19 protein-coding genes are annotated in these 20326 nt (G+C 72.0%); 7 read left to right on the top strand and 12 right to left on the bottom strand.

The genetic code is table 11. The features are described 5' to 3' along the window. The first annotated feature begins 170 nt into the window (after window positions 1-170). Window positions 171-1046, top strand: a complete 876-nt coding sequence (locus ACZ592_RS22820) for an esterase/lipase family protein (RefSeq protein ID WP_471583421.1) — start codon at window positions 171-173, stop codon at window positions 1044-1046. Between the two features lie 93 nt (window positions 1047-1139). On the opposite strand, the gene ACZ592_RS22815 is transcribed toward ACZ592_RS22820, so the two are convergent. Further along, complete coding sequence (locus tag ACZ592_RS22815; protein ID WP_471583420.1) at window positions 1140-2141, bottom strand: lytic polysaccharide monooxygenase auxiliary activity family 9 protein; 1002 nt, start codon at window positions 2139-2141, stop codon at window positions 1140-1142. A 247-nt stretch (window positions 2142-2388) separates the two neighbouring features. Continuing rightward, complete coding sequence (locus ACZ592_RS22810; protein ID WP_471583419.1) at window positions 2389-3075, bottom strand: response regulator; 687 nt, start codon at window positions 3073-3075, stop codon at window positions 2389-2391. 140 nt (window positions 3076-3215) lie between these two features. Between ACZ592_RS22810 and ACZ592_RS22805 the strand changes: the two genes are divergently transcribed. Genes ACZ592_RS22805 through ACZ592_RS22790 form a run of 4 tightly spaced genes read left to right on the top strand, consistent with a single transcriptional unit; the run spans window position 3216 to window position 6721 of the window. After that, entirely contained in the window at window positions 3216-4199 is a 984-nt protein-coding gene (locus ACZ592_RS22805) for a Bug family tripartite tricarboxylate transporter substrate binding protein (protein ID WP_471583513.1), read from the top strand. Further along, entirely contained in the window at window positions 4196-4741 is a 546-nt protein-coding gene (locus ACZ592_RS22800) for a tripartite tricarboxylate transporter TctB family protein (protein ID WP_471583418.1), read from the top strand. Before ACZ592_RS22805 ends, ACZ592_RS22800 begins: the two co-directional genes overlap by 4 nt. 1 nt (window position 4742) lies before the next feature. Beyond that, window positions 4743-6251, top strand: coding sequence for a tripartite tricarboxylate transporter permease (locus ACZ592_RS22795; protein WP_471583417.1), 1509 nt, complete (start codon window positions 4743-4745; stop codon window positions 6249-6251). Further along, on the top strand, window positions 6248-6721 hold the full coding sequence (locus ACZ592_RS22790) for a GNAT family N-acetyltransferase (RefSeq protein ID WP_471583416.1): 474 nt from the start codon (window positions 6248-6250) through the stop codon (window positions 6719-6721). The genes ACZ592_RS22795 and ACZ592_RS22790 overlap by 4 nt, the downstream gene beginning before the upstream one ends. Before the next feature lie 52 nt (window positions 6722-6773). Here ACZ592_RS22790 and ACZ592_RS22785 read toward each other — a convergent pair whose 3' ends face one another. The 3 genes from ACZ592_RS22785 to ACZ592_RS22775 all read right to left on the bottom strand — a co-directional run bounded on the left by ACZ592_RS22785 (window position 6774) and on the right by ACZ592_RS22775 (window position 8448). Beyond that, a complete protein-coding gene (locus ACZ592_RS22785) occupies window positions 6774-6911 on the bottom strand; it encodes a hypothetical protein (RefSeq protein ID WP_471583415.1) in 138 nt (45 codons plus the stop codon). Between the two features lie 96 nt (window positions 6912-7007). Then, a complete protein-coding gene (locus tag ACZ592_RS22780) occupies window positions 7008-7529 on the bottom strand; it encodes a ribonuclease FAU-1 family protein (RefSeq protein WP_471583414.1) in 522 nt (173 codons plus the stop codon). Then, window positions 7510-8448 carry a GNAT family N-acetyltransferase gene (locus ACZ592_RS22775; RefSeq protein WP_471583413.1) on the bottom strand — a complete coding sequence of 313 codons (939 nt, stop codon included), beginning with the start codon at window positions 8446-8448 and terminating at the stop codon, window positions 7510-7512. Before ACZ592_RS22775 ends, ACZ592_RS22780 begins: the two co-directional genes overlap by 20 nt. Window positions 8449-8583: 135 nt before the next feature. Between ACZ592_RS22775 and ACZ592_RS22770 the strand changes: the two genes are divergently transcribed. Next, window positions 8584-8964, top strand: a complete 381-nt coding sequence (locus tag ACZ592_RS22770) for a GntR family transcriptional regulator (protein ID WP_471583412.1) — start codon at window positions 8584-8586, stop codon at window positions 8962-8964. A gap of 24 nt (window positions 8965-8988) precedes the next feature. On the opposite strand, the gene ACZ592_RS22765 is transcribed toward ACZ592_RS22770, so the two are convergent. Then, a complete protein-coding gene (locus tag ACZ592_RS22765; RefSeq protein WP_471583411.1) occupies window positions 8989-10083 on the bottom strand; it encodes a DUF5925 domain-containing protein in 1095 nt (364 codons plus the stop codon). Window positions 10084-10222: 139 nt separating this feature from the next. On the opposite strand from ACZ592_RS22765, the gene ACZ592_RS22760 reads away from it, so the two are divergent. Continuing rightward, a complete protein-coding gene (locus ACZ592_RS22760; protein ID WP_471583410.1) occupies window positions 10223-11647 on the top strand; it encodes a GH39 family glycosyl hydrolase in 1425 nt (474 codons plus the stop codon). Between the two features lie 52 nt (window positions 11648-11699). Here ACZ592_RS22760 and ACZ592_RS22755 read toward each other — a convergent pair whose 3' ends face one another. The 6 genes from ACZ592_RS22755 to ACZ592_RS22730 form a co-directional block, all read right to left on the bottom strand. Continuing rightward, window positions 11700-15590, bottom strand: a complete 3891-nt coding sequence (locus ACZ592_RS22755; RefSeq protein WP_471583409.1) for a lipopolysaccharide biosynthesis protein — start codon at window positions 15588-15590, stop codon at window positions 11700-11702. Beyond that, window positions 15583-16386, bottom strand: coding sequence for a polysaccharide deacetylase family protein (locus ACZ592_RS22750; RefSeq protein ID WP_471583408.1), 804 nt, complete (start codon window positions 16384-16386; stop codon window positions 15583-15585). The genes ACZ592_RS22755 and ACZ592_RS22750 overlap by 8 nt, the downstream gene beginning before the upstream one ends. Further along, window positions 16383-17384: a glycosyltransferase family 2 protein gene (locus tag ACZ592_RS22745; protein WP_471583407.1), complete on the bottom strand. Its 1002-nt coding sequence runs from the start codon at window positions 17382-17384 to the stop codon at window positions 16383-16385. The genes ACZ592_RS22750 and ACZ592_RS22745 overlap by 4 nt, the downstream gene beginning before the upstream one ends. Continuing rightward, window positions 17381-18214, bottom strand: coding sequence for a glycosyltransferase family 2 protein (locus ACZ592_RS22740; RefSeq protein WP_471583406.1), 834 nt, complete (start codon window positions 18212-18214; stop codon window positions 17381-17383). The genes ACZ592_RS22745 and ACZ592_RS22740 overlap by 4 nt, the downstream gene beginning before the upstream one ends. Before the next feature lie 361 nt (window positions 18215-18575). After that, window positions 18576-19676: a GNAT family N-acetyltransferase gene (locus tag ACZ592_RS22735; protein WP_471583405.1), complete on the bottom strand. Its 1101-nt coding sequence runs from the start codon at window positions 19674-19676 to the stop codon at window positions 18576-18578. A 1-nt stretch (window position 19677) separates the two neighbouring features. Continuing rightward, the gene (locus ACZ592_RS22730; protein ID WP_471583404.1) at window positions 19678-20067 is read right to left on the bottom strand and encodes a hypothetical protein; all 390 of its coding nucleotides are present in this window, start codon (window positions 20065-20067) and stop codon (window positions 19678-19680) included. Window positions 20068-20326 lie beyond the last annotated feature (259 nt).

The following is a 20326-nucleotide window of genomic DNA, read 5'->3' as shown; positions in this document are numbered from 1 at the left end:
GTGCCCCGTGGCCGCCGCGACCGTGCCAGTGATCACTGGAACTTTTGCCGCCGCGCCGCTTCACTCTTCACCTACTGGCGCGTAATTTGACGTGAGCACGGCATCCTGTCGATCCGGATCACAGGGCGTACAGCCATCGCACCTCCCTTGAGCCGCAAGGAGATCACACGATGCTGCCCTGGAGACGCGCGCTGCGCGCGCTCGCCGCCACCCTGCTCGTCACGGGCGCGGTCACCCTCACCCCCGTCGCCACGGCCGCGGCCGACACCGCGGCACCCGCCTCCACGACGGCCGTGTCGAGGGGCTGGAACAACTACGACTGCACACCGTCCGCCGCCCACCCCCGCCCGGTCGTCCTCGTGCACGGCACGTTCGGGAACTCCGTCGACAACTGGGCCGTCCTCGCGCCCTACCTCGTCCGGCGCGGCTACTGCGTCTACTCCCTGGACTACGGCCAGCTGCCGGGCGTGCCGTTCTTCAACGGCCTCGGACCCATCGACAAGTCGGCCCAGCAGCTCGATGTCTTCGTCGACAAGGTGCTCGCCTCGACGGGCGCGAAGAAGGCGGACCTCGTCGGTCACTCGCAGGGCGGCATGATGCCCCGCCACTACCTCAAGTTCCTCGGCGGCGCCGCCAAGGTGAACGCCCTGATCGGCCTCGCCCCCGACAACCACGGCACCACCCTGCTCGGCCTCACCAAGCTGCTGCCGTACTTCCCCGGCATCGAGGACCTGCTGACCACCAACACCCCGAGCCTCGCCGACCAGGTGGCCGGGTCGCCCTTCCTGACCAAGCTCAACGCGGGCGGGGACACGGTGCCCGGCGTTCACTACACCGTCATCGCCACCAAGTACGACGAGGTGGTCACCCCGTACCGCAGCCAGTTCCTCGACGGCCCCGGCGTACGCAACGTGACCCTCCAGGACCTGTGCCCCGTCGCCCTGTCGGAGCATGTGGCGATCGGGATCCTGGACCGCGTCGCCCACCACGAGGTGGCGAACGCGCTGGACCCGGCGCACGCGACGCCGAGCACCTGCCTGTCGTAGCCCGTACGACACACCCGTACGACATGCCCGTACGACGTAAAGGGCCGCGCCCCCCGGCAGGGAAGCGCGGCCCTTGTGTCAGCGTGGCGGGGCTCAGCGGCCGTGGCGCCCGGCCGCGGCGCGCCGCCGCGTCGTGGCGAACATCGCCGCGGCGCCGACGGCGAGGGCGGCGGCACCGCCGATCGCGATGTACGGCGTGGTGCTGTCGCCGCCGGTCTCGGCGAGGTTCTCGTTCGCGGTGCCGACCGGCTTCGCGGCGCCGCCGTTCACCTCGGGCCGGTTGTCGCCGGCCGGCTGCTCGGCGGGAGCGGCCGCGGTGGCCTCGGCGCCCGTCTCGGCGTGCGCGTCGCCGTGGCCGTGGTGCTCGACGGAGGACTTGTCGGCGCCCGCCTCGATGTCCTGCTCGGAGGGGGCGGAGGCGGCCGGGGCCGGCGCGGAACCGGCTCCGGAGCCGCCGGTGTCCTTGCCGAAGACGACGTCGGAGCAGGTGTAGAACGCCTCGGGGGAGTCCGAGCGCTGCCAGACCGAGTAGATCAGGTGACGGCCCTCGCGGGCCGGGATCCTGCCGTCGAAGACGTAGTCGCCGTTCTCCATCTTCGGGTCGGCGACGTCCACGAAGGGCTTCTCCTCCAGGTCCGACCACTTCAGGGGCTTCGAGGGGTCGTACGAGTCCTTCGTGATGTAGAGCTCGAAGGAGCCCTTGTGCGGGGCGGTGCCCTTGTAGCGGAAGGTGTGGTTGCCCGCGGACAGCTTGCTGGAGGGCCAGTCGGCGCGCGGCAGGTCCAGGCCCTTGTACTTGTCGTTGCCCGCGCTGCAGAGCTTGCCGTCGGGGATGATCTCCTTCGACTTGCCGGCCGCATTGGCGATGTTCACGGCGTTCCAGTCGTAGAAGGCCTGCACGCCGCTGGAGGCGACGGCGGCCTTGCAGGCGGCCGACTTCGGCGACTCGGGGCCCTCCTGGAAGCAGGCGGAGACCCGGCTGACCGGGTCCGTCATCGAGCCGTGCGCGGCGGCGGGCGCGGCCGAAAGGGCGGTCAGGGCGAGCGGGACGACACCGGCGGCGGCGAGCGCGGCGACCTTGCGGCGTGCGGGCATGGGGGTTCTCCTCAAACGGCGGTTCAGGGGGACACGGGGCGATGGCGAACGGGCGGTACGGCCCCCCCCGTTCACCGGTGGTACCGACGGTTCGTCATCGCCCCGGCGACCAGAAAACTAGCCCCTGAAATCCGCGGAATCCCCTGCTGACGGCGGTAAATGGAGATCCTTATGGTGCGGTTAAGGAAGCCTTCGGGCTCCGCTCAGGTCGTGCCCGGATTGCCCCGTCCGACGACACCGGCCGCCCTCACCCCAGCCACCGGTACCGCCGCTCCGGCCGGCCCGTCCCGCCGTAGCGCAGCGTCACCTCGGCCCGCCTCGTGGCCACGAAGAACTCCAGATAGCGCCGCGCGCTCACCCGCGACAGCGAGCCCGCCTGCGCGCACTCGGAAGCCGAGAGCCCGCCCGGGTGGCCGCGCAGCGTCTGCTCCACCAACTCCGCCGTGTGCGCGGCCAGCCCCTTGGGCAGCTCCCGGGAGCCGGGCGGCCGTGTGCCGAAGAGCTGGTCGACGTCCTCCTGGCGGGCCTCCCCGAGTCCGTCCAGCCGCGCCCGCAACGCCGCCACGTGCCGCAACTGCTCGTGCAGGGCCGCCTGGTTGAACGGCTTGATCAGATAGTGCAACGCGCCCGCCCGCAGCGCGGCCCGCACCACCTCCGCGTCCCGCGCGGCCGTGATGAACAGGGCGTCCACCGGATCCCGTGCCGGATCGCGCTCCTCGGCGGCCCGCAGCTCGCGCAGCACGGCGATGCCGTCCATGTCGGGCAGATACACGTCCAGGAGTACGAGATCGGGGCGCAGCCGCTCCGCCGCGCCCACCGCGTCGGCGCCGCTGTGGGCGACACCGACCACGGAGAAACCCTCCACGGCCGCGACGTAACGGCTGTGCAGCTTGGCGACCATGAAGTCGTCGTCCACGACCAGCACCCTTGTCATCGCCGCAGGCTATGGGCGCGACCACAACGACCACAACGTCCGTTGGTTCCGGAAGAGAGACAGGTTGTCAACGCGCGGGCAACATGTGGGCCACCTCACACCCATGCCCTCTCCGACGTTACCGACAGGTGGTGGCACACGTGCGCCTGCGCACACCCCTCGCCCTGCTCGGGGCCGCCCTCCTCGTGCTCGTGGCGCCGCCGCTGCTCACCACGGGCAGCGGCGCCGACACCGGCACCCAGATCCCCGGCCTGCGCCTCATGGTCCCCAACACCCCCGGCGGCGGCTACGACATCACCGCCCGCACCGCGGCGAAGAACGCCGAGGACGCCGGACTCACCCACAACATCGAGGTGTTCAACCTGCCCGGCGCCGGCGGCACCGTCGGCCTGACCCGGCTCGTCGGCGAGCACGGCAACGGCAAGCTCGCCATGTCCATGGGCCTCGGCGTCGTGGGCGCCGCCCGCTCCAACCACTCCCCGAAGACCCTCGCCGACACCACACCGATCGCCCGGCTCACCGAGGAGCAGGACGTCGTCGTGGTCGCCAAGAACTCCCCGTACAAGACCATCGGGCAGCTCGTGGACGCCTGGCAGAAGAACCCCGGCAAGGTCCCCGTCGGCGGCGGCTCGTCACCCGGCGGGCCCGACCACCTCGCCCCGATGCTGATGGCCCGCGCGGCCGGCATCGAGCCGAAGCAGGTCAACTACGTGCCCTTCGACGGCGGCGGCGAACTGCTCGCCTCGATCCTCGGCAGCAAGGTCGCCTTCGGCGTCTCCGGCGTCGGCGAGTACCTGGACCAGATCAAGTCGGGCGAGCTGCGGCTGCTCGCCGTGACCGGGCCGAAGCGGGTGAAGGGCCTGGAGGGCCCCACCCTCAAGGAGTCCGGCTACGACGTGAACTTCACCAACTGGCGCGGCATCGTCGCCCCGCCCGGCCTCAGCGGCGCCGAGCGCAAGAAGCTCACCGGCCTGGTCAGGAAACTGCACGCCTCGCCCGAATGGAAGAAGTCACTGAAGACGAACGGCTGGGACGACGCCTTCCTGACCGGCGAGAGGTTCGGCGACTTCCTCGCCGCCCAGGACAAGCGCGTCGTCTCGGTACTGAAGGAGCTGGGGCTGTGACCACCACCGACCTCCCGGACCGGGACGACGCCGGCCGCCCCGCCGGCCGCCGCGCCTGGCTGCGCGAGCACTCCGAACTCGGCGTCTGCGTCCTGCTGCTCGCCCTCGGCGCCCTCGTCCTCACCGACGCGCTCACCATGGACGTGGAGATGGCCCAGCGCGGCCCCATCGGCCCCAAGACCGTGCCCATCGCGGTCGGCGCCGGACTCCTCGTCGTCGCCCTCCTGCTCGCCGTCGACGTGCTGCGCGGCGGCCGGGGCGAGGCCGAGAGCGGCGAGGACGTCGACCTCTCCGAACCCGCCGACTGGCGCACCGTGCTGCTCCTGGCCGGCGTCTTCCTCGCCACCGCCGTCCTCATCGAACCGCTCGGCTTCCCGATCACCGGCGCCCTGCTCTTCTGGGGCTCCGCCCACGCGCTCGGCAGCCGCCACCTCGACCGCGATCCGCTCATCGCCGCCGCGCTCTCCGTCGTCACGTACGAAGTCTTCAACAACCTGCTCGGCGTGCCCCTGCCGGGCGGCCCCCTGATGGGAGTGCTGTGACATGAACGCCTTCAACTCCCTGATGGACGGCTTCGGCACGGCCCTCACCCCGGTCAACCTCCTGTGGGCCGCGGTCGGCGTCCTCCTCGGCACCGCGATCGGCGTCCTGCCCGGCATCGGCCCGGCGATGGCGGTGGCCCTGCTGCTCCCGGTCACGTACGGACTCGAACCCACCGGCGCCTTCATCATGTTCGCCGGCATCTACTACGGCGCGATGTTCGGCGGCTCGACCACCTCGATCCTGCTCAACACCCCGGGCGAGAGCGCCGCCGTCGTCGCCGCCATGGAAGGCCATCCGATGGCCAGGGCGGGGCGGGGCGCCCAGGCCCTCGCGGCCGCCGCCGTCGGCCACTTCGCGGGCGGCATGATCGGCACGCTGCTGCTCGTCGCCCTCGCGCCGACCGTCGCCGACCTCGCCGTCGACATCGGGGCGCCCGACTACTTCGCCATCATGGTGCTCGCGTTCATCGCGGTCACCTCGGTGCTCGGATCCTCCCGCATCCGCGGGCTCGCCTCGCTCCTCATCGGCCTGACCATCGGCCTGGTCGGCCTGGACCAGATGACGGGCCAGCAGCGGCTCACCTTCGGCTCCCTCCAACTCGCGGACGGCATCGACGTGGTGATCGTCGCGGTCGGCCTCTTCGCGATCGGCGAGGCCCTGTGGGTCGCCGCCCACCTGCGCCGCACCAGCGGGCAGGCGATCCCCGTGGGCCGCCCCTGGCTGGAGAAGAAGGACGTGCGGCGCACCTGGAAGTCCTGGCTGCGCGGCCCGCTCATCGGCTTCCCCTTCGGCGCGATCCCCGCGGGCGGCGCGGAGATCCCGACGTTCCTCTCCTACGTCACCGAGAAGCGCCTGTCCAAGCACAAGGACGAGTGGGGCAAGGGTGCCATCGAAGGCGTCGCGGGCCCCGAATCGGCCGCCTCCGCCTCCGCGGCCGGCACCCTCGTCTCCATGCTGACGCTCGGCCTGCCCACGACCGCCGTCGCCGCCGTGATGCTCGCCGCGTTCCAGCAGTACGGCATCCAGCCGGGACCGCTGCTCTTCGAACGCGAACCCGACCTGGTCTGGGGCCTCATCGCCTCGCTCTTCGTCGGCATGGTGCTGCTGCTCGCCCTCAACCTGCCGCTGGCCCCGGTCTGGGCGAAACTCCTGCGCATCCCGCGGCCCTACCTCTACGCGGGCATCCTCTTCTTCGCGGCCGTCGGCGCCTACGCGGTCGGCGGCGAGCCCGTCGACCTCGTGATCCTGCTCGTCATCGGCCTGATCGGCTTCGGCATGCGGCGCTACGGGCTGCCCATCCTGCCCGCCGTCATCGGCGTCATCCTGGGCCCGAACGCCGAGCAACAGCTGCGCCGCGCCCTGCAGATCAGCGACGGCAGCGTCCGCGGCCTGGTCGACACACCGTTCTCCGTGACGGTCTACGGCCTCATCGTCCTGATCGTGGCGTGGCCCTTGGTCACGAAGGCGGTGGTGCGGGCACGGCGCCGTGACGTAGACGTAGAGGCATGACCCCACCCAAGGCCCCCGCCGACATCCGCCAGGCCACCGCCGCCGACGTGCCCGCCGTGCGCGCGGTCACGCAGGCGGCCTACCACCCCTGCATCGCACGCATCGGGCTCGTCCCCGCCCCGATGGAGGCCGACCACGCGGCCGATGTGGCGGCGGGATTCGTGTACGTCACCGGAGACCCCGTGGTGGGTCTCCTGGTGCTCGTCCCGCGCCCCTACGAGGGCGCGATCCTGCTGGAGTCGATCGCGGTCCACCCCGATGCCGCGGGGCAGGGGGTGGGCCGACGCCTGCTCGCCTTCGTGGAGACACACGCGCGTGCGCTGGGCCTCATCGAGATCAGGCTCTACACCAACGCGCTGATGCGGGAGAACCAGGAGATCTACGCCCGGTACGGCTACGAGGTCGTCGAACGGCGCGTGGAGGGCCCCTACGACCGCCTCCACTACCGCAAGCGGCTCCGGGACGACTGACGACGCGCCCCGGACCGTCCGGCGGACCGCGAAGGGCCCGGGGACGGGAGGATCACCCGTCCGGCCACCAGGTCCGCTGGACGTCCTTGCGGACCTCGGGCCTCTCGCGCGGCGTGACCTCCGCCTCCTGGCGCTCCCGCACTCGACGACTGACGGTCCTCACGGGCTTGTGCGTGGTCACTCGGCGCATCGCGGCCTCCCTGGCGTCCCGGCTCCCTGCCTTACCGATGTCCATTTCCGACGTGTCGTAGACCTCCCGCGGCCCGCTTTCTGATCGAGCACGGTCTCAGGTCAGGTCGAAGCCCCCGTCGCGGGCCCGCGACTCCAGGTCGTCGAGGGCCCGGAGCGCCGCCTCGGCCGCCGCCGGATCCGTGGCCGACAGGCCGCTCTCCTCGAACTCGTCCTCGTCCAGGCGCAGTACGGTCGTGCGGTCCGCCGAGCACCACAGGTCGAGGTCCAGGTCCTGAACCGTGAGCAGAGCGCCGTCGCGGACCGCGGGGCGTGTGACGTCGCAGTACCAGCCCTTGAGGGTGCCGTCCGAGGCGTACACCTCCTTGATCGCGTACCAGCGGTCGCGCCAGTAGTGCTCGGTGAAGACGTCGCCCGGCTCGAAGCGCACGAAGCCGAAGTCACGGACGCCGGGCGCCGCCCAGGGGGCCCGGACGGTGATCCGCGTGCCGTCGTCGCGGAGCAGCCGCGCCGGGTAGCGGATCTTGGTGCGGCCCGCCTTCACGAGGGCGATGTCCAGCGTGGACGCGCCCGCCGCCACCCCCGTCGGGCCGGTCGCGTCAGCCGAGGGTGCGGACATGGCGGACCTCCGTCTCGCAGATCTCGTAGCCGAACCACTTGTTGACCGCCAGCATCGGCTCGTTCCCCGCGTCGTTGCCCGTGAACGCCTCCGTGCAGCCGGCCGCGCGGGCCCGGTGCAGGGAGTCGTTCTTGGCGAGCTTGGCCAGGCCTCGGCCGCGGTGGGCGCGCGCGGTGCCCGTCATGCCGGAGGCGTAGCGGCCCGCGCCGTCCACGCGGGCCAGGCTGAACGCCGCGGGACGGCCGTCCACCAGGGCCACGGTCGTCAGCTCCTGACTGACCAGCGGGTGGCGCCAGGTCTCGGAGAGCCAGTGCTCGTAGTCCGTGAACTCGGCTGCCAGATCGCCCGGTTCGTCCGCGACCGTCTCCGCGTCCAGCGCGAAGAGGGGCCGCGCGTCGTCCGCGTACACCGACCCGCCGACCAGCTCGACCCCGGCCGGCGGCTCCTGGCGGGGCGGCAGCGTGCCGTGCGCCAGGTCCAGGCGGAGGAAGTGCGCGCTGCGCCGCGCCCGGTAGCCGCGGCTCTCGGCGAAGGCGCGGTGCGCGGGCTCGTCGAGGACCCACGAGTAGACCGTCCGCACGCCCGCGTCGGCCAGGTACTCCTCCGCGGTGCGCAGGAGCAGCGTGCCCGCGCCCCTGCCGAGGCGCTGGGGGTGGACGTAGACGTTGGCGAAGCCCTGGCCCGGCTCGGGGCTGTCGTGGGCGAGGCCGACCTGCGCCGTGCCGATGACCTCGCCGTCCACCTCGGCGATCAACTGCCGGTAGCCGGAGTCCGGATGGGCGTGCGCCCGGTCGAAGGCGACCGAGGCGGGGGTGGCCAGCATCGCGGGGACACAGGCCCGGCGCACGGCGGCGAAGCCCGCGTCGTCCGCCGCCGCGGACGGTGAATCGGGGCTGAGGGCTCGGACGATCACAGTCATGGGGCCGCACGCTACGCGCGGGGCGCGCCGGGCTGCCTCCCATTTTCCGCCGGGTCCCTGCCGGGGGAGCCCCGCGGGGGAGCCCCCGCGCGCGGGCGGGCCGCCGCAAGCGGGCAAGTGCGGGACAATCGCTCCGTGACTCTGAAGATCGACATTGATGGGGGCGCGGGCGACGCGCCGTACGAGCAAGTGCGGGCCCGGATCGCCGAGCAGGCCAGGGCGGGGGCGCTGCCGGTCGGCTACAAGCTGCCCACCGTGCGCGGGCTCGCCGAGTCGCTCGGGCTCGCGGCCAACACGGTCGCCAAGGCCTACCGGGCGCTCGAGGCCGACGGCGTCATCGAGACGCGCGGCAGGAACGGGACGTTCGTCGCCGCGGCCGGGGACGCGGCCGCCCGGGCCGCGTCGGCCGAGGCGCAGGCGTTCGCCGAGCGGGCCAAGCGGCTCGGACTCTCCGAGAAGGACGCCCTGGCAGCCGTGCGGGACGCGCTGCGCGCGGCGTACGGGAGCTCCGGCTAGGGCCGGTGCCGGAAGCGGGCCGCCCTACAGGTACAGCCCCGCGTCCGCGCCCTCCCGCTGGTCCGGGACCGAGGTGGGGGTCGTGCCGCGGCGCAGGGCGAAGAGTTCCGCGAGGGTCGCGCCCTCGCGGCCCACGCCCTCCTCCGTGCCGAGCCACTCCACCGCCTCGGGGCGGGTCAGCGCGCCGACCTCGATGCGGGCCAGGCAGCGGCCGGGCCGGACCACCGCGGGGTGCAGGCGCTCCAGGTCCTCGTTGGTCGTCACGCCCACCAGGACGTTCCTGCCCTGGCCGAGCAGCCCGTCGGTGAGGTTGAGCAGCCGCGAGAGCGCCTGCCCCGCCGTGTGCTTGGCCTCGCCGCGGATCAGCTCGTCGCAGTCCTCCAGGAGCAGCAGCCGCCAGCGGCCCTTCGCCGTCCCGTCGTCCTCGCCGATGGCGATGTCCATCAAGTACCCGACGTCGCTGAACAGCCGCTCCGGGTCCAGGACGCAGTCCACCTGGCACCAGTCCCGCCACGACCGCGCCAGCGTCCGCAGGGCCGACGTCTTGCCGGTGCCCGGCGGCCCGTGCAGCAGGAGCAGCCGCCCCGAGATGTCCTCGGGAACCGTCTTCATCAGGCCGTCCATGGCGTCGGCGACCGGTGCCGTGTAGTTGGCCCGCACCTCCTCCCACGTGCCGGCCGAGATCTGCCGGGTGGTGCGGTGCGGGCCGCGCCGCGGGGAGACGTACCAGAACCCCATGGTCACGTTCTCCGGCTGGGGTTCGGGCTCGTCCTGCGCGTCGTCCGTGGCCTGCTGCAGGACCTTCTCGGCGAGGTCGGCGGTGGTCGCCGTCACCGTGACGTCCGCGCCGCGGTTCCAGCGCGAGACCAGCAGCGTCCAGCCGTCGCCCTCGGCGAGCGTGGCGCTGCGGTCGTCGTCGCGGGCCGCGCGCAGCACCCTCGCGCCGGGCGGCAGCAGGGTGGATCCGGACTTGACCCGCTCGATGTTCGCGCTGTGCGAGAACGGCTGCTCGCCGGTGGCGAAACGGCCGAGGAACAGGGCGTCCACGACATCCGACGGGGAGTCGCTGTCGTCGACGTTGAGCCGGATCGGCAGGGCGTCCTGTGGTTTCGCAGACATGCCGACATGATCCGGCACACATCCGGGTCGCGCATCCGGTTTCCGCAGTGCGTCCCTTGTGTCCCGTTCCGGGAACTGTGGCGTACTTGTCGCCCGGAACCGGCACGGCCGTCAGCCTCCGCCGATACGCTGGCCGCTGATGGCACGTCATGGGTGGAATGCGCAGGCACGGCGGTGGCGTCTCACCGCTCTGCTCGGAGTGGCTCTGGCCGTACTGGCCCTGGTGATCACCTTGGTGAACACGATGCCCGGGAACGAGGGCGGCACCGCGGGCACCACCCCGGACGGCGCCAAGGTGCACGGCACCCCTTCGGTCCCGCCCGGTGCCGCCGAACCCCGGGTGGGCTGGGGCTTCACCCACACCCAGTACAGCGCGGACGCGGGCGAGGACGAGGCCGTCGAGCGCGTCCGCGCCCAGCTCGCGGGACAGGGACGGCCCATCCCGCAGATCCAGCACATCATGGGCTGGGGCGCGGGCAACCCGGAGCCGGTGAAGGGCCGCTACGACTTCTCGGCGATGGACCGCCGGATGGACTTCGTCCGGGCGAGCGAGGGCACCCCCGTCGTCACGCTGTGCTGCGCGCCCGACTGGATGAAGGGCGGCGAGCCCGGCGCGGACCACACGGACTGGAGCCAGCAGGCCCTGGAGACCGCCCCGGAGCGCGCCCACTACAAGGACTTCGCCAAGCTCGCCGCGACCGTCGCCAGGCGCTACCCGGACGTACGCCACTTCGTCGTGTGGAACGAGTTCAAGGGCTTCTGGAACGACGAGCAGGGCCGCTGGGACTACGAGGGGTACACCGAGCTGTACAACCTCGTCTACAAGGAGCTCAAGAAGGTCGACAAGGACATCCTGGTCGGCGGCCCCTACCTGGTCATGAACAGCGTCGACCCCCGCCAGACCCACGATGTGTCGAAGGAGCTCAAAGGCCCGTGGGGCCGCATGGACCAGCGGGTCCTGGACGCCTTCGACCACTGGAACAAGGAGAAGGCCGGCGCCGACTTCGTCGTCGTCGACGGCTCCAGCTACACCGAGGACGACGAGCTGCTCCCCGACGAGTTCAGGGCCACCGACAAGTTCACGGCCGTCGGCGCGTGGGTGCGCGAACGCACCGGGGACCTGCCGCTGTGGTGGGCCGAGTACTACGTGGAGCCGGGCGACAGCCGGGACAACCGCGACGACTGGTCCGAGGCGCACCGCGTCGCCGTCCACGCGTCCGGCCTGATGGCGATGGTCCGCGGCGGCGCCACCAGCGGCTTCTACTGGAACCCGCAGAAGCGGGGCGCCAAGTGCGCGGGCTGCCTCTGGACGCCCACGCAACGGGCCGACGGCGGCGCGGAGTTGCCGATGCTGCGGCTCGTCGAACGGTTCGGCAAGGAATTCGGTCCCGGCACGACGTACGCGAAGGTGTCGGTCGCCGCCGACGACCGGGCGAACGTCCGGGTCCTCGCCGACGACGACGCGGTCCTCGTGGTGAACACCCTCGACCGGCAGATCAGCGCGAAGGTCGACGGGCGGCGCCTCGAGATGGCGGGCTACGAGGTGAAGTGGCTCAAGCGCTGAGCCGTACTTGTACGTGTACCTGTATTCGTACCGGCACCCGTACCCGCCCCGCTCACGCCATCGTCACGAACCGCTGGATCAGCGAGGCGAGCAGCACCGCGAGCAGCGGCAGCGAGAACCAGAAGCTGCTCTGCAGCCGGCGCTGCTGGCGCACGCTCGGCGCCGAGGCGACCCGCACCACCTCGCGCGCCGTGAGCAGCAGCACGAGCGCGACGGCGGCGAGCCCGCCGACCACCGACCACGGCGTCCAGGTCACCTTCGGACCGACCGGACCCGGATCGGCCTTCGCGACCGGGCCGTCCGGCCGCTCGCTCAGCGTGTAGACGGTCGCGTCCGCGTTGCCGAAGACCTTCTTGAGGTCCCTTCGGTCGTCCAGGTTGTCGATGAGCCGCGGCTCCCAGGTCTTGGAGTAGCCCGCGTCCAGCTCCAGGTACGTCGTCTGGCTACGGTTGATCATCAAGTACGAGTTGGGGCCCGCGTCCTTGAGCGCCTTCACCAGGCCCGACACCAGGACCGGGTCGGCGGGCGCGAGCGTGGGGACGTACTCCATCCGCTCCATGTCGCGGGCGCCCCACGGCATCGCGGGCGTCACGTTGTTGACCGTGTCGTCGCTCATCCAGAGCAGCCGCGCCGTCGGCTCGTCCCGCGCGTACACGTACTCCATGGCCGTGACCTCGCCGGGGCGGATCCGCTCGAAGGGCTCGTTGCCCCAGCGGGCCACCAGGAAGCCGCCCATCAGGACGAGCCCGGCCATCAGCGCGGCCAGCGGTGCGAGGCTCACCCGGTCGCGGTCGCGCTCGTCCGGCGTGATGCCCGCGCGCGGGAACAGCGCGAGAGCGGCGAGCAGGGCCGCGCCCGGCAGCGCGAACATGAAGACGCGCAGCGCCATCTCGCCGCCGTACGACTGCATGCCGAAGCCCAGGAACGGCACGAAGGTCAGGACGAGCAGCGAGCGCTCGCCGTACTGGTAGCAGCGCCGCCGCCACCAGCCCCAGCAGGCGAACGCCATGACGCTGCCGGCCATCGCCACGCGCGCGTAGAGCACGAGCTGATGCGTCGAACTGCCGCCCTCGATGCGCCCGGAGACCGAGGAGGACACATTGCCGCCCACCCCGCCGACCCCGCCGAACAGGTCGTCGAAGTGCCCCGACCAGTACGGCTCGGCGAGGAAGCCGAGCCAGACCACGACGAGCACGCCGAAGAGCATCGGCAGGCCGCGCAGCTCCGAACGGCCCACCAGGACGAGCACCGTCAGGACGCCGAGCATCACGAAAGGCGTCAGCTGGTGCGCGGGAACCGTCCCCGCGAAGAGGCCGATCAGGACCATCAGGAGGACCGCGCGCTCCCCGCGGCCGGTCGGCTCGACCTCGCTCTCGCCCGGCCGCCGCTTGGCCCACAGCACGCGCGGCGCCCGGAACCACACCAGGAGGACGGCGACGAAGGCGATGTAGAGGAGGTAGGTGAAGCCCTGCGGGGAGAAGTAGTCCTGGCCGACCCAGCCGCTCAGGACGAAGATCCACAGACCCGTCCACTTGGCGCGCCAGGACGCCCGCATGGAGCGCACGAGCAGGAACATCGGGGCCAGGTAGAGCACTTGGACGGCCGTCGGCCACCAGCGGATCACCTCGGTCATGTCCGAGACGCCGCAGGCCTTCGCGAGGAACGTGGCCGCGGCGAAGAACCCCGGCCAGCTCCAGCGCGCGTCCAGGTCGGGCACCGCGGTGCCCGTCCGGTCGATGTACTCCATGAAGCCCAGGTGTTGCCAGGCCGTGGCGAACCGCGGTTCGGTCTCGACGACCGCGGGCAGCGCGTGCAGCGACACGACGGTGGCGAGCAGAGTCAGCAGGAGCAGGCTCCTGACCGGGCGGTCCATCCAGAGCAGCACGGCGAACACGACGACCAGGAGGGCGGCGCCGAGCAGCGTCGGCGCCGGCAGCACGGAGATCAGTCCGAGCCCGCCCATCCGGTCGAGGTCTTTCTCGCCGAGGCCGAGGACGGGCAGCCAGTACAGGAGGAGCGCGGCGACCAGGAGCAGCGCCACGACGAGGACGGCGCGGCGGGGGGTGCGCGGCTCCGGGACGTCGGCGGGTGCCCCCGGGGCCGGGGGCTCCGGCGTGGTGGGCCGGTTCGCCGGAGCGGACGCCGCGACCGGCTCCGGGGCGGCCGGCTCCGGGACGGCCGGGCCGGGCGCCGCGACAGGGGTGCCCCCCGTGCCGCCCGGCCGCGCCGGGAACCTCAGTGCCCAGGTCGGCCGGTGGTCCGCGTCGTTCGCCTCGTCCGCCTCGTGCGCCTCGTGCGCCTCGTCCCGCGCCACCGGCGTCCCGGCGGCGGGCGTGCCAGGACCCGGCCGCACGTCCGGCCTGCGCTCCTGGTGGTCGAAGTCGAGCTGCACGGCGAGCTGGAGGGTGTCCGAGTCCAGCGACTCGCGCAGCGCCCAGGCGGGTCCGTGATGCTCCCCCCGCTCCCGGCCCCCGCCCTCGGCCCGGTCCGTGGGCCCCCCGGCCCGGGCCCGTACCCGCGCGGCGGGCGCGTCCGGCGTCCCCAGGTCGGCCAGGTCCCCGTCCGGCGCCGCCCCCGCGGCCTGCCCCGCGGGCACGGCCCGTACGACCCGGTACAGCTTCGGCGCGGCGATGGCCACGATCACCGCCAGGCTGGAGATCTCCGCGATGCCCGCGCCCGTCAGCCCCATCCGCGGCAGCAGGATCAGCGTGAGGCCGAGCACCAGGACGCACAGCAGGCCCTGCAGCCAGGCGATCCCTGAGGTCCTGCTCTGCGCGCGCTGCACCGCGAAGTACGTCTCCATGGCGACCCGCAGCAGCGCGCCCACCGCGAACCAGCGCAGCAGCACGGTGGCCGCGTCCGCGTACCCCTGTCCGAACATGCGCAGGATCAACGGCGCTGCCAGGAAGAGGATCCCGCACACCGGCAGCATGATCGTCGCCATCCGGCGCAGCGCGGAGCGGGTGTTGGCGGCGAGCAGCGCCGGATCGTGCGCGCCCTCGACGGTCAGCGAGGCGCCCATGTTGATGGCGAGCAGGTTGACGGTGCCGCCGATGGTGGTGGTGATGTAGAAGTACGCGTTGTCGACCGAGCTGACCTGCGAGGCGACGATCACCGGGACGAGGTAGACCACGGCCAGCGAGAAGAGCGAACCGGTGTAGTCGCCGGCCAGGAAGCGGCCGATCTCGCGCAGCGACGGCGGCTGCGCCTTGCCGTCGGTGGCCTTCACGTGGCGCGGTACCAGGCGCCGGAAGACCAGCCAGCCGAGCGGGATCACCGACACCAGGATCGAGGCGACCCAGGACACGAAGACGCCGGCGGTGGGGATCGCCGCGGCCATCGCGATGAGCAGCCCGAGCTTGGCGACGGAGAAGGCGGTGTTGCCGACGGGCACCCAGAGCGCGTTGCGCAGCCCGGTCAGGACGCCGTCCTGGAGGGTGAGGACCGACCAGGCCACGACGGCGAGGACGAAGCCGATGCCGTGGACCGGGCCGTGCAGGAAGCGGTACGAGGGGCCCCAGAGGTCGAGGGTGAGCAGGAAGACGACGGCGGCGAGCGCCACGGCCACCGAACTGCCCGCGTACGTGCGGAATATGAGCTTGCCCGTGGCACGCCCCGCGATGGGGATGAACCGTGCGAGGGCGCCCGTCAACGTCACGGCGGTGAGCCCCGCAAGGAGCTTCATCGCGGCGATCGCCGCCGATCCCTGACCGACGGCCGACTCCGAGTAGTACCGGGCGGCGGCCAGCCAGAAGCCCACGCCGAGCACGCCGGAGATGCCCGTGTTGAGCATCAGCGCGTACGCGTTGCGGAACAGCGGGCTGGGGCCGCCGCCCCGGTCCGGCAGGCGCATCCTGCGGGGCCTGCCGGACTTGCCGGACGGCGGCTGCCCCCCGGCGCCCGAGCCGGGCAGGCCGGCCTGGGCCGTGGTCGTGTCAGACACGGGAACGAATTGCCTTCCGGCGGACCTGTCGGGCTCTGCGGACCATGGCGTACCCCTTGGTGAGGGCGCGGTCCCTGGCGAAGGTACGGGTTATCGAACGGCCCGACACGAGCTGCTCGAACTCCTCGGCGCCGGTGGAGCGGCGCACGGTCACGCGCCGCAGCGCGTACGGCCCCTGGGCTCGGCGGGCCAGGCCGTTGCCCACGGCGAGGGCCTGGCCGAAGCCCGCCTCGCGCACGCGCTCGCGCACCCGGCGGCTTGAGTAGCCGAACGGGTACGCGAACGAGACGGGCCGGGTGCCCAGCTCGTCGGCGACGATGTCGTGGCAGCGCCCCAGTTCGAACAGGACGGCTTCGTCGGGCAGCTGGTCGAGCTCGGGGTGGGTGTGGCTGTGCCCGCCGATCTCCGCGCCCGCGGCGGCGAGCGCGCGCACCTGGTCCCAGTCGAGCATGCGGTCCGGGCCGCCCCCGGTGTCGTACTCCCCGCGCAGCCAGCCCGTGGAGACGAACACCGTCGAGGCGAAGCCGTGCTTGGCGAGTACGGGCAGCGCGTACCGGTGCACGCCCTCGTAGCCGTCGTCGAAGGTGATCAGGACGGGACGCTCGGGCAGCGGTCCGCCGGACGAACGCCAGACGGCGGCCAGTTGGGCGGTGGTGAGCGGGGTGAAGCCCCGTTCACCGAGCACCTCCATCTGGCGTTCGAAGGCGGCCGGCGAGACCGAGAGGTCGCGCGTCGCCTCGTTCGGTGCGCCGGCCACGGAGTGGTACATCAGTATCGGTACGGATTCCGTGCTCATGCGGCAGCCCCCTCGCCGCCCGTGCCCTCCCCGATCTCCACGACGGAGAACGTGGCGCCTCCCCTGCGCGCACGGACGCTGCCGAGTACGTACCCCCCGGCCGCGGTGAGCACTCCCGCCACGATGGCCCCCGCGCGGCCCGCGCCGCCGGGCCTGCCCAGGGCCGCGTCGCGCAGGCCGCGGCCGATGCCGGCGGGCAGCACGCGCGTGGTGTAGCGCCGCTCGGACTCCAGGCCCTTGGCGGCGCCGACACTGCGGGCGACCAGGGCCTTGGAGAGGCCTTCGGCGTACGTACGCGTACGGAAGTAGCCGAAGCGTTCCCGTGCGGCGGGCACCCGGTGGTGGATCACCGAGCGGTCGTCGATGAGCAGGACCGCGTCGGGCCTGGCGCGGGCGAGGCGGATGCAGAACTCCGTCTCCTCGCAGCCGAGCGGCCGCTTGTCGCCGTCCCGTCCGATGCCCGTGGCGAAGCCGCCCGCCGCCTCGAAGGCGGAGCGCCGGAACGAGGCGTTCCCGCCGAGGACGTTGCGCACCCGCACCCGGCCCGCGGGCAGCCCCCTGTACGTGCAGCCGACGACCCAGTCGAACTCCTCGGGGAACCAGCCGGGCCGCCGCCCGGAGTCCCAGGCGGGCAGGGTGCGGCCGCCGACGGCCAGGACCCGCGGATCCTCGAACCCCTCGGCGAAGTGGCGCAGCCAGTCCCGCTCGGCGACGGCGTCGTCGTCGAGGAAGGCGATGACGGCGCCCCGGGAGGCCGCGATGCCGGTGTTGCGCCCCGCCGAGAGGCCGCGGGGGCCCGCGTTCGCGAGCACCCGCACCCCCTCGGTCTCCTTGTACTCCCTGGCCAGCCGGTCCAGGAGCGGGGCGTTGTGGTCGACCACGAGGAGGGTCTCCGCGGCGGGCAGCGACTGCGCGCGCACCGAGGCGACCGCCGCGAGGATGTCCTGCCAGCGGTCCTCGGTGTACACGCAGACGACGACGGAGATCTCCGCGCTCAAGACACCTCTCCCTGACCGCCGCGGAAGGGCAGGACCCGGGCGGCCTTGCGCCGCGCGCCGCGCCTGCCGCGTCGGGAGCGCTCGGAGAGGATCACCTTCAGCACGCGGATGCCGTCGCGCACGGCACGGAGGTTGCTGGTGCCGTGGATCCGCAGGTACTCGTGGCTCGGGATCTCCTGCACCTTCAGGCCCGCCTTGACGACCCGGATGTTCATCAGGGTCTCGACCTCGAAGCCGGTGCAGTCGAGCTCGATCTTGTCGAGGCAGTGCCGCCAGAACGCGTTGTAGCCGTAGCACAGGTCGGTGTAGCGCGCGCCGAACTTGGTGTTCACGACGGAGCACAGGACGTGGTTGCCGAGCTTGCGGATCGGCGTCATGTCGTCCGTGCCGCCGCCGTTGGCGAACCGCGAGCCCTTGGCGAAGTCCGCGCCCGAGACGAGGGCGGACACATAGGAGACGATCTCGTGGCCGTCGGCCGAGCCGTCGGCGTCGACCATCACGATGATGTCACCCGTGCACGCGGCGAAGCCGGTGATGAGGGCGTCTCCCTTGCCCTTGCCGAGCTGACGCACGACTTTTACGCCGGGCCACAGTTCCTTGGCGACGGCCACCGTGTCATCGGTGGAATTTCCGTCCACGAGGACGACTTCGTGGATCCAGTCGGGAAGTGTCTTGAAGACGTAGGGAAGATTCTCCGCTTCGTTCATGGCGGGAATCACCACACTGACCGGCGGTGTGATCGCGAGGTGTGTGGAGATCGGCCGGTAGTTTCTGGAGATCCCGTCCAACGGGTCTTGGCCGGTGTCGGCCGGGCGCACAAAAGAAGACATGAGTCCGGTGGTCCCTCTCGTCCGGTGGATCGCCCGCCCCCGGGCGGTCCGGTAATTGATCCGGTTCGAAAGGGGGGTTCACACTTGAGCATGACGAAATGGTTCTCCGTGCATGCCGAGTGAGCTGGCGTTGCGCGGGACGTGACTCGGCTGCTGAGCGGAGACCGAGCACGGCACCCCCCTACCGCGCCCCGAACGGCACCACCGCGATCTTGAGCCCTCCCCTGGATCGCATTGCGTGATGGACCGTTGCGGGTGGATGTACGAAGGTATTGATGATGGGGACTGTATGGCAAGACCTGGAACGCGGTCCCACGTCTTTCACGATTTGGGTAATCTGTGCGATCACATTCGGACCGCACTATTCCTTGCTCATGGATCGAATTCGGCCCACTCTCTTGAGCAGTTTGTCGGCCGGTTCGAAGAATTCCGGCCGTGACTGCACGGTGTTCCGCAGCGCCCTGACCGGGGCACGTCGGGCCCGGTGTCCGAGCGCGACCGGGTGGCGGAGCGCCACCCACCCTTCCGACACGGTGAGTTCGCGTGTCTTGAGGGAGTCCTTGTACGCCTTCTGACCGCGGCCGAGATCGAGGTACGCGATCCCGTCGGCGGCGGCCGCCTCGGCCATGCGCAGATGCAGCACCAGGCCCGGCGAGTACTTCGAGAACGCCGGGTCGTACGCCGGGAACCAGCAGGCGAGGATCCGCTCGGAGCGCAGCCCGAAGTGCGCGGCGATCGGCGCGTCCCCCGCGTAGAGCACGGACAGGACGCCGGCGAACGAGTCCGAGCGGGTGTGGAAGAGCCTGCGCACGAGCCGGGCGATCCAGGGATGAGCGAAGCGGTCGCTGCGGCCGGTCCTGCGGTACTGCGCGGACTTCCAGCCCATCAGCGTGGCCAGGGCCGCCGGATCGCGCTCGTCGTGGACGTAGCGCACCGGGCCGTGGTCGCGGCCGAGCTTGCGCTCCTTGGCGAGTGTCGTACGTGTGAACTTCGGTGCCTGGGCGCGGAGGTGGCCGAGATAGGTCTCGTAGCCCCGGTCGATGTCCATGACCGGGGAGGCGAAGGTGCCCGTGGCGCTCGCCGCGAACGGGGCCTGGCCGCCCGCCAGGTGGTCGAACTCCCACAAGGAGAGCCCGCAGGCCCGCACCAGCTCCCTTGCGTCCCACGCGAAGCCCGGCCGGTGCACCAGGCCCTGGCAGTCGGAGACGCCGAGGCCGACGGCCCGGCCGACGCCGGTGACGGATCTCTGGAAGGGGAGGAACGCGGCGGGTTCGCCGTCCTCGCGCACGACGGCGATCCGCACCCCGCGCCGCTCGTGCCCGGTCGCGAGCGTGAACTCGGGGGAGAGGAAGGGGTTGGCGAGCTCGGCCGAACCGTTCAGGTGGGCCTTGGACTGCAGCGCGGTCCACGCCGCCCGGTCGGCCGCGGTCAGGTCGCCGGGGCGGTGCACGGTGATGTTCACGTCAGGAGGTCCACCTTCTCGCCGTACGGCGGCGCAGGTGCCGTGCTCCGGTCAGCGCGAGGGCGAGCGTGCTGAGGGCGGCGATCGCGGCGACACCACCGCGCACCGACCACACGTGCAGCGCCAGCATGCCCTGCGCCACCAGCAGGTTGACCGCGAGGGCTCCGGAGACGCAGACCACGGCCCGGCCCCACGGCGAGAGGGCCCGCAGCGTGCAGGCGATCGCGGCTCCCGGAGCGGCGAGCAGGAAGAAGAGGGTGAAGGGCGCGCGCAGCGGCGAGTCCAGATCGACGAGCGCGAGCACCGCGCCGACGCCGCCCACGGCGAGGGCCGCCCCGGCGAGCAGTGGCGGCAGGTCCTTCCTGGCGTCCTGTCCGGTGTGCTGCCCCATGCCTGATGGCGGCACTTTGTTCCCGATGGTCTGCATTGGCGTCTTTGCCCCCCGACGCGCCGGATGCCGGGCTTCAATGTGGCCCAGTTTCCGACGCCCCGTCAAGATGCGGAGGGGGCGTGCAGATGTTCCCCGCCACACCCCTTGGAGGGGTGGTGAACTCCCCGCGCGGGCAAGGGAATTGTTGAGGAACTCATTGACATGAACACTATCGACGGCCGGGGGTGCGTGCTACCACGGTCGAGGCAGAAATCCTGCT

It is taken from the genome of Streptomyces sp. NPDC040622 (genome assembly GCF_055593965.1).
The sequence above is the reverse complement of the archived record's forward strand: the minus strand, read 5'-3'. Positions and strand labels throughout refer to the sequence as shown.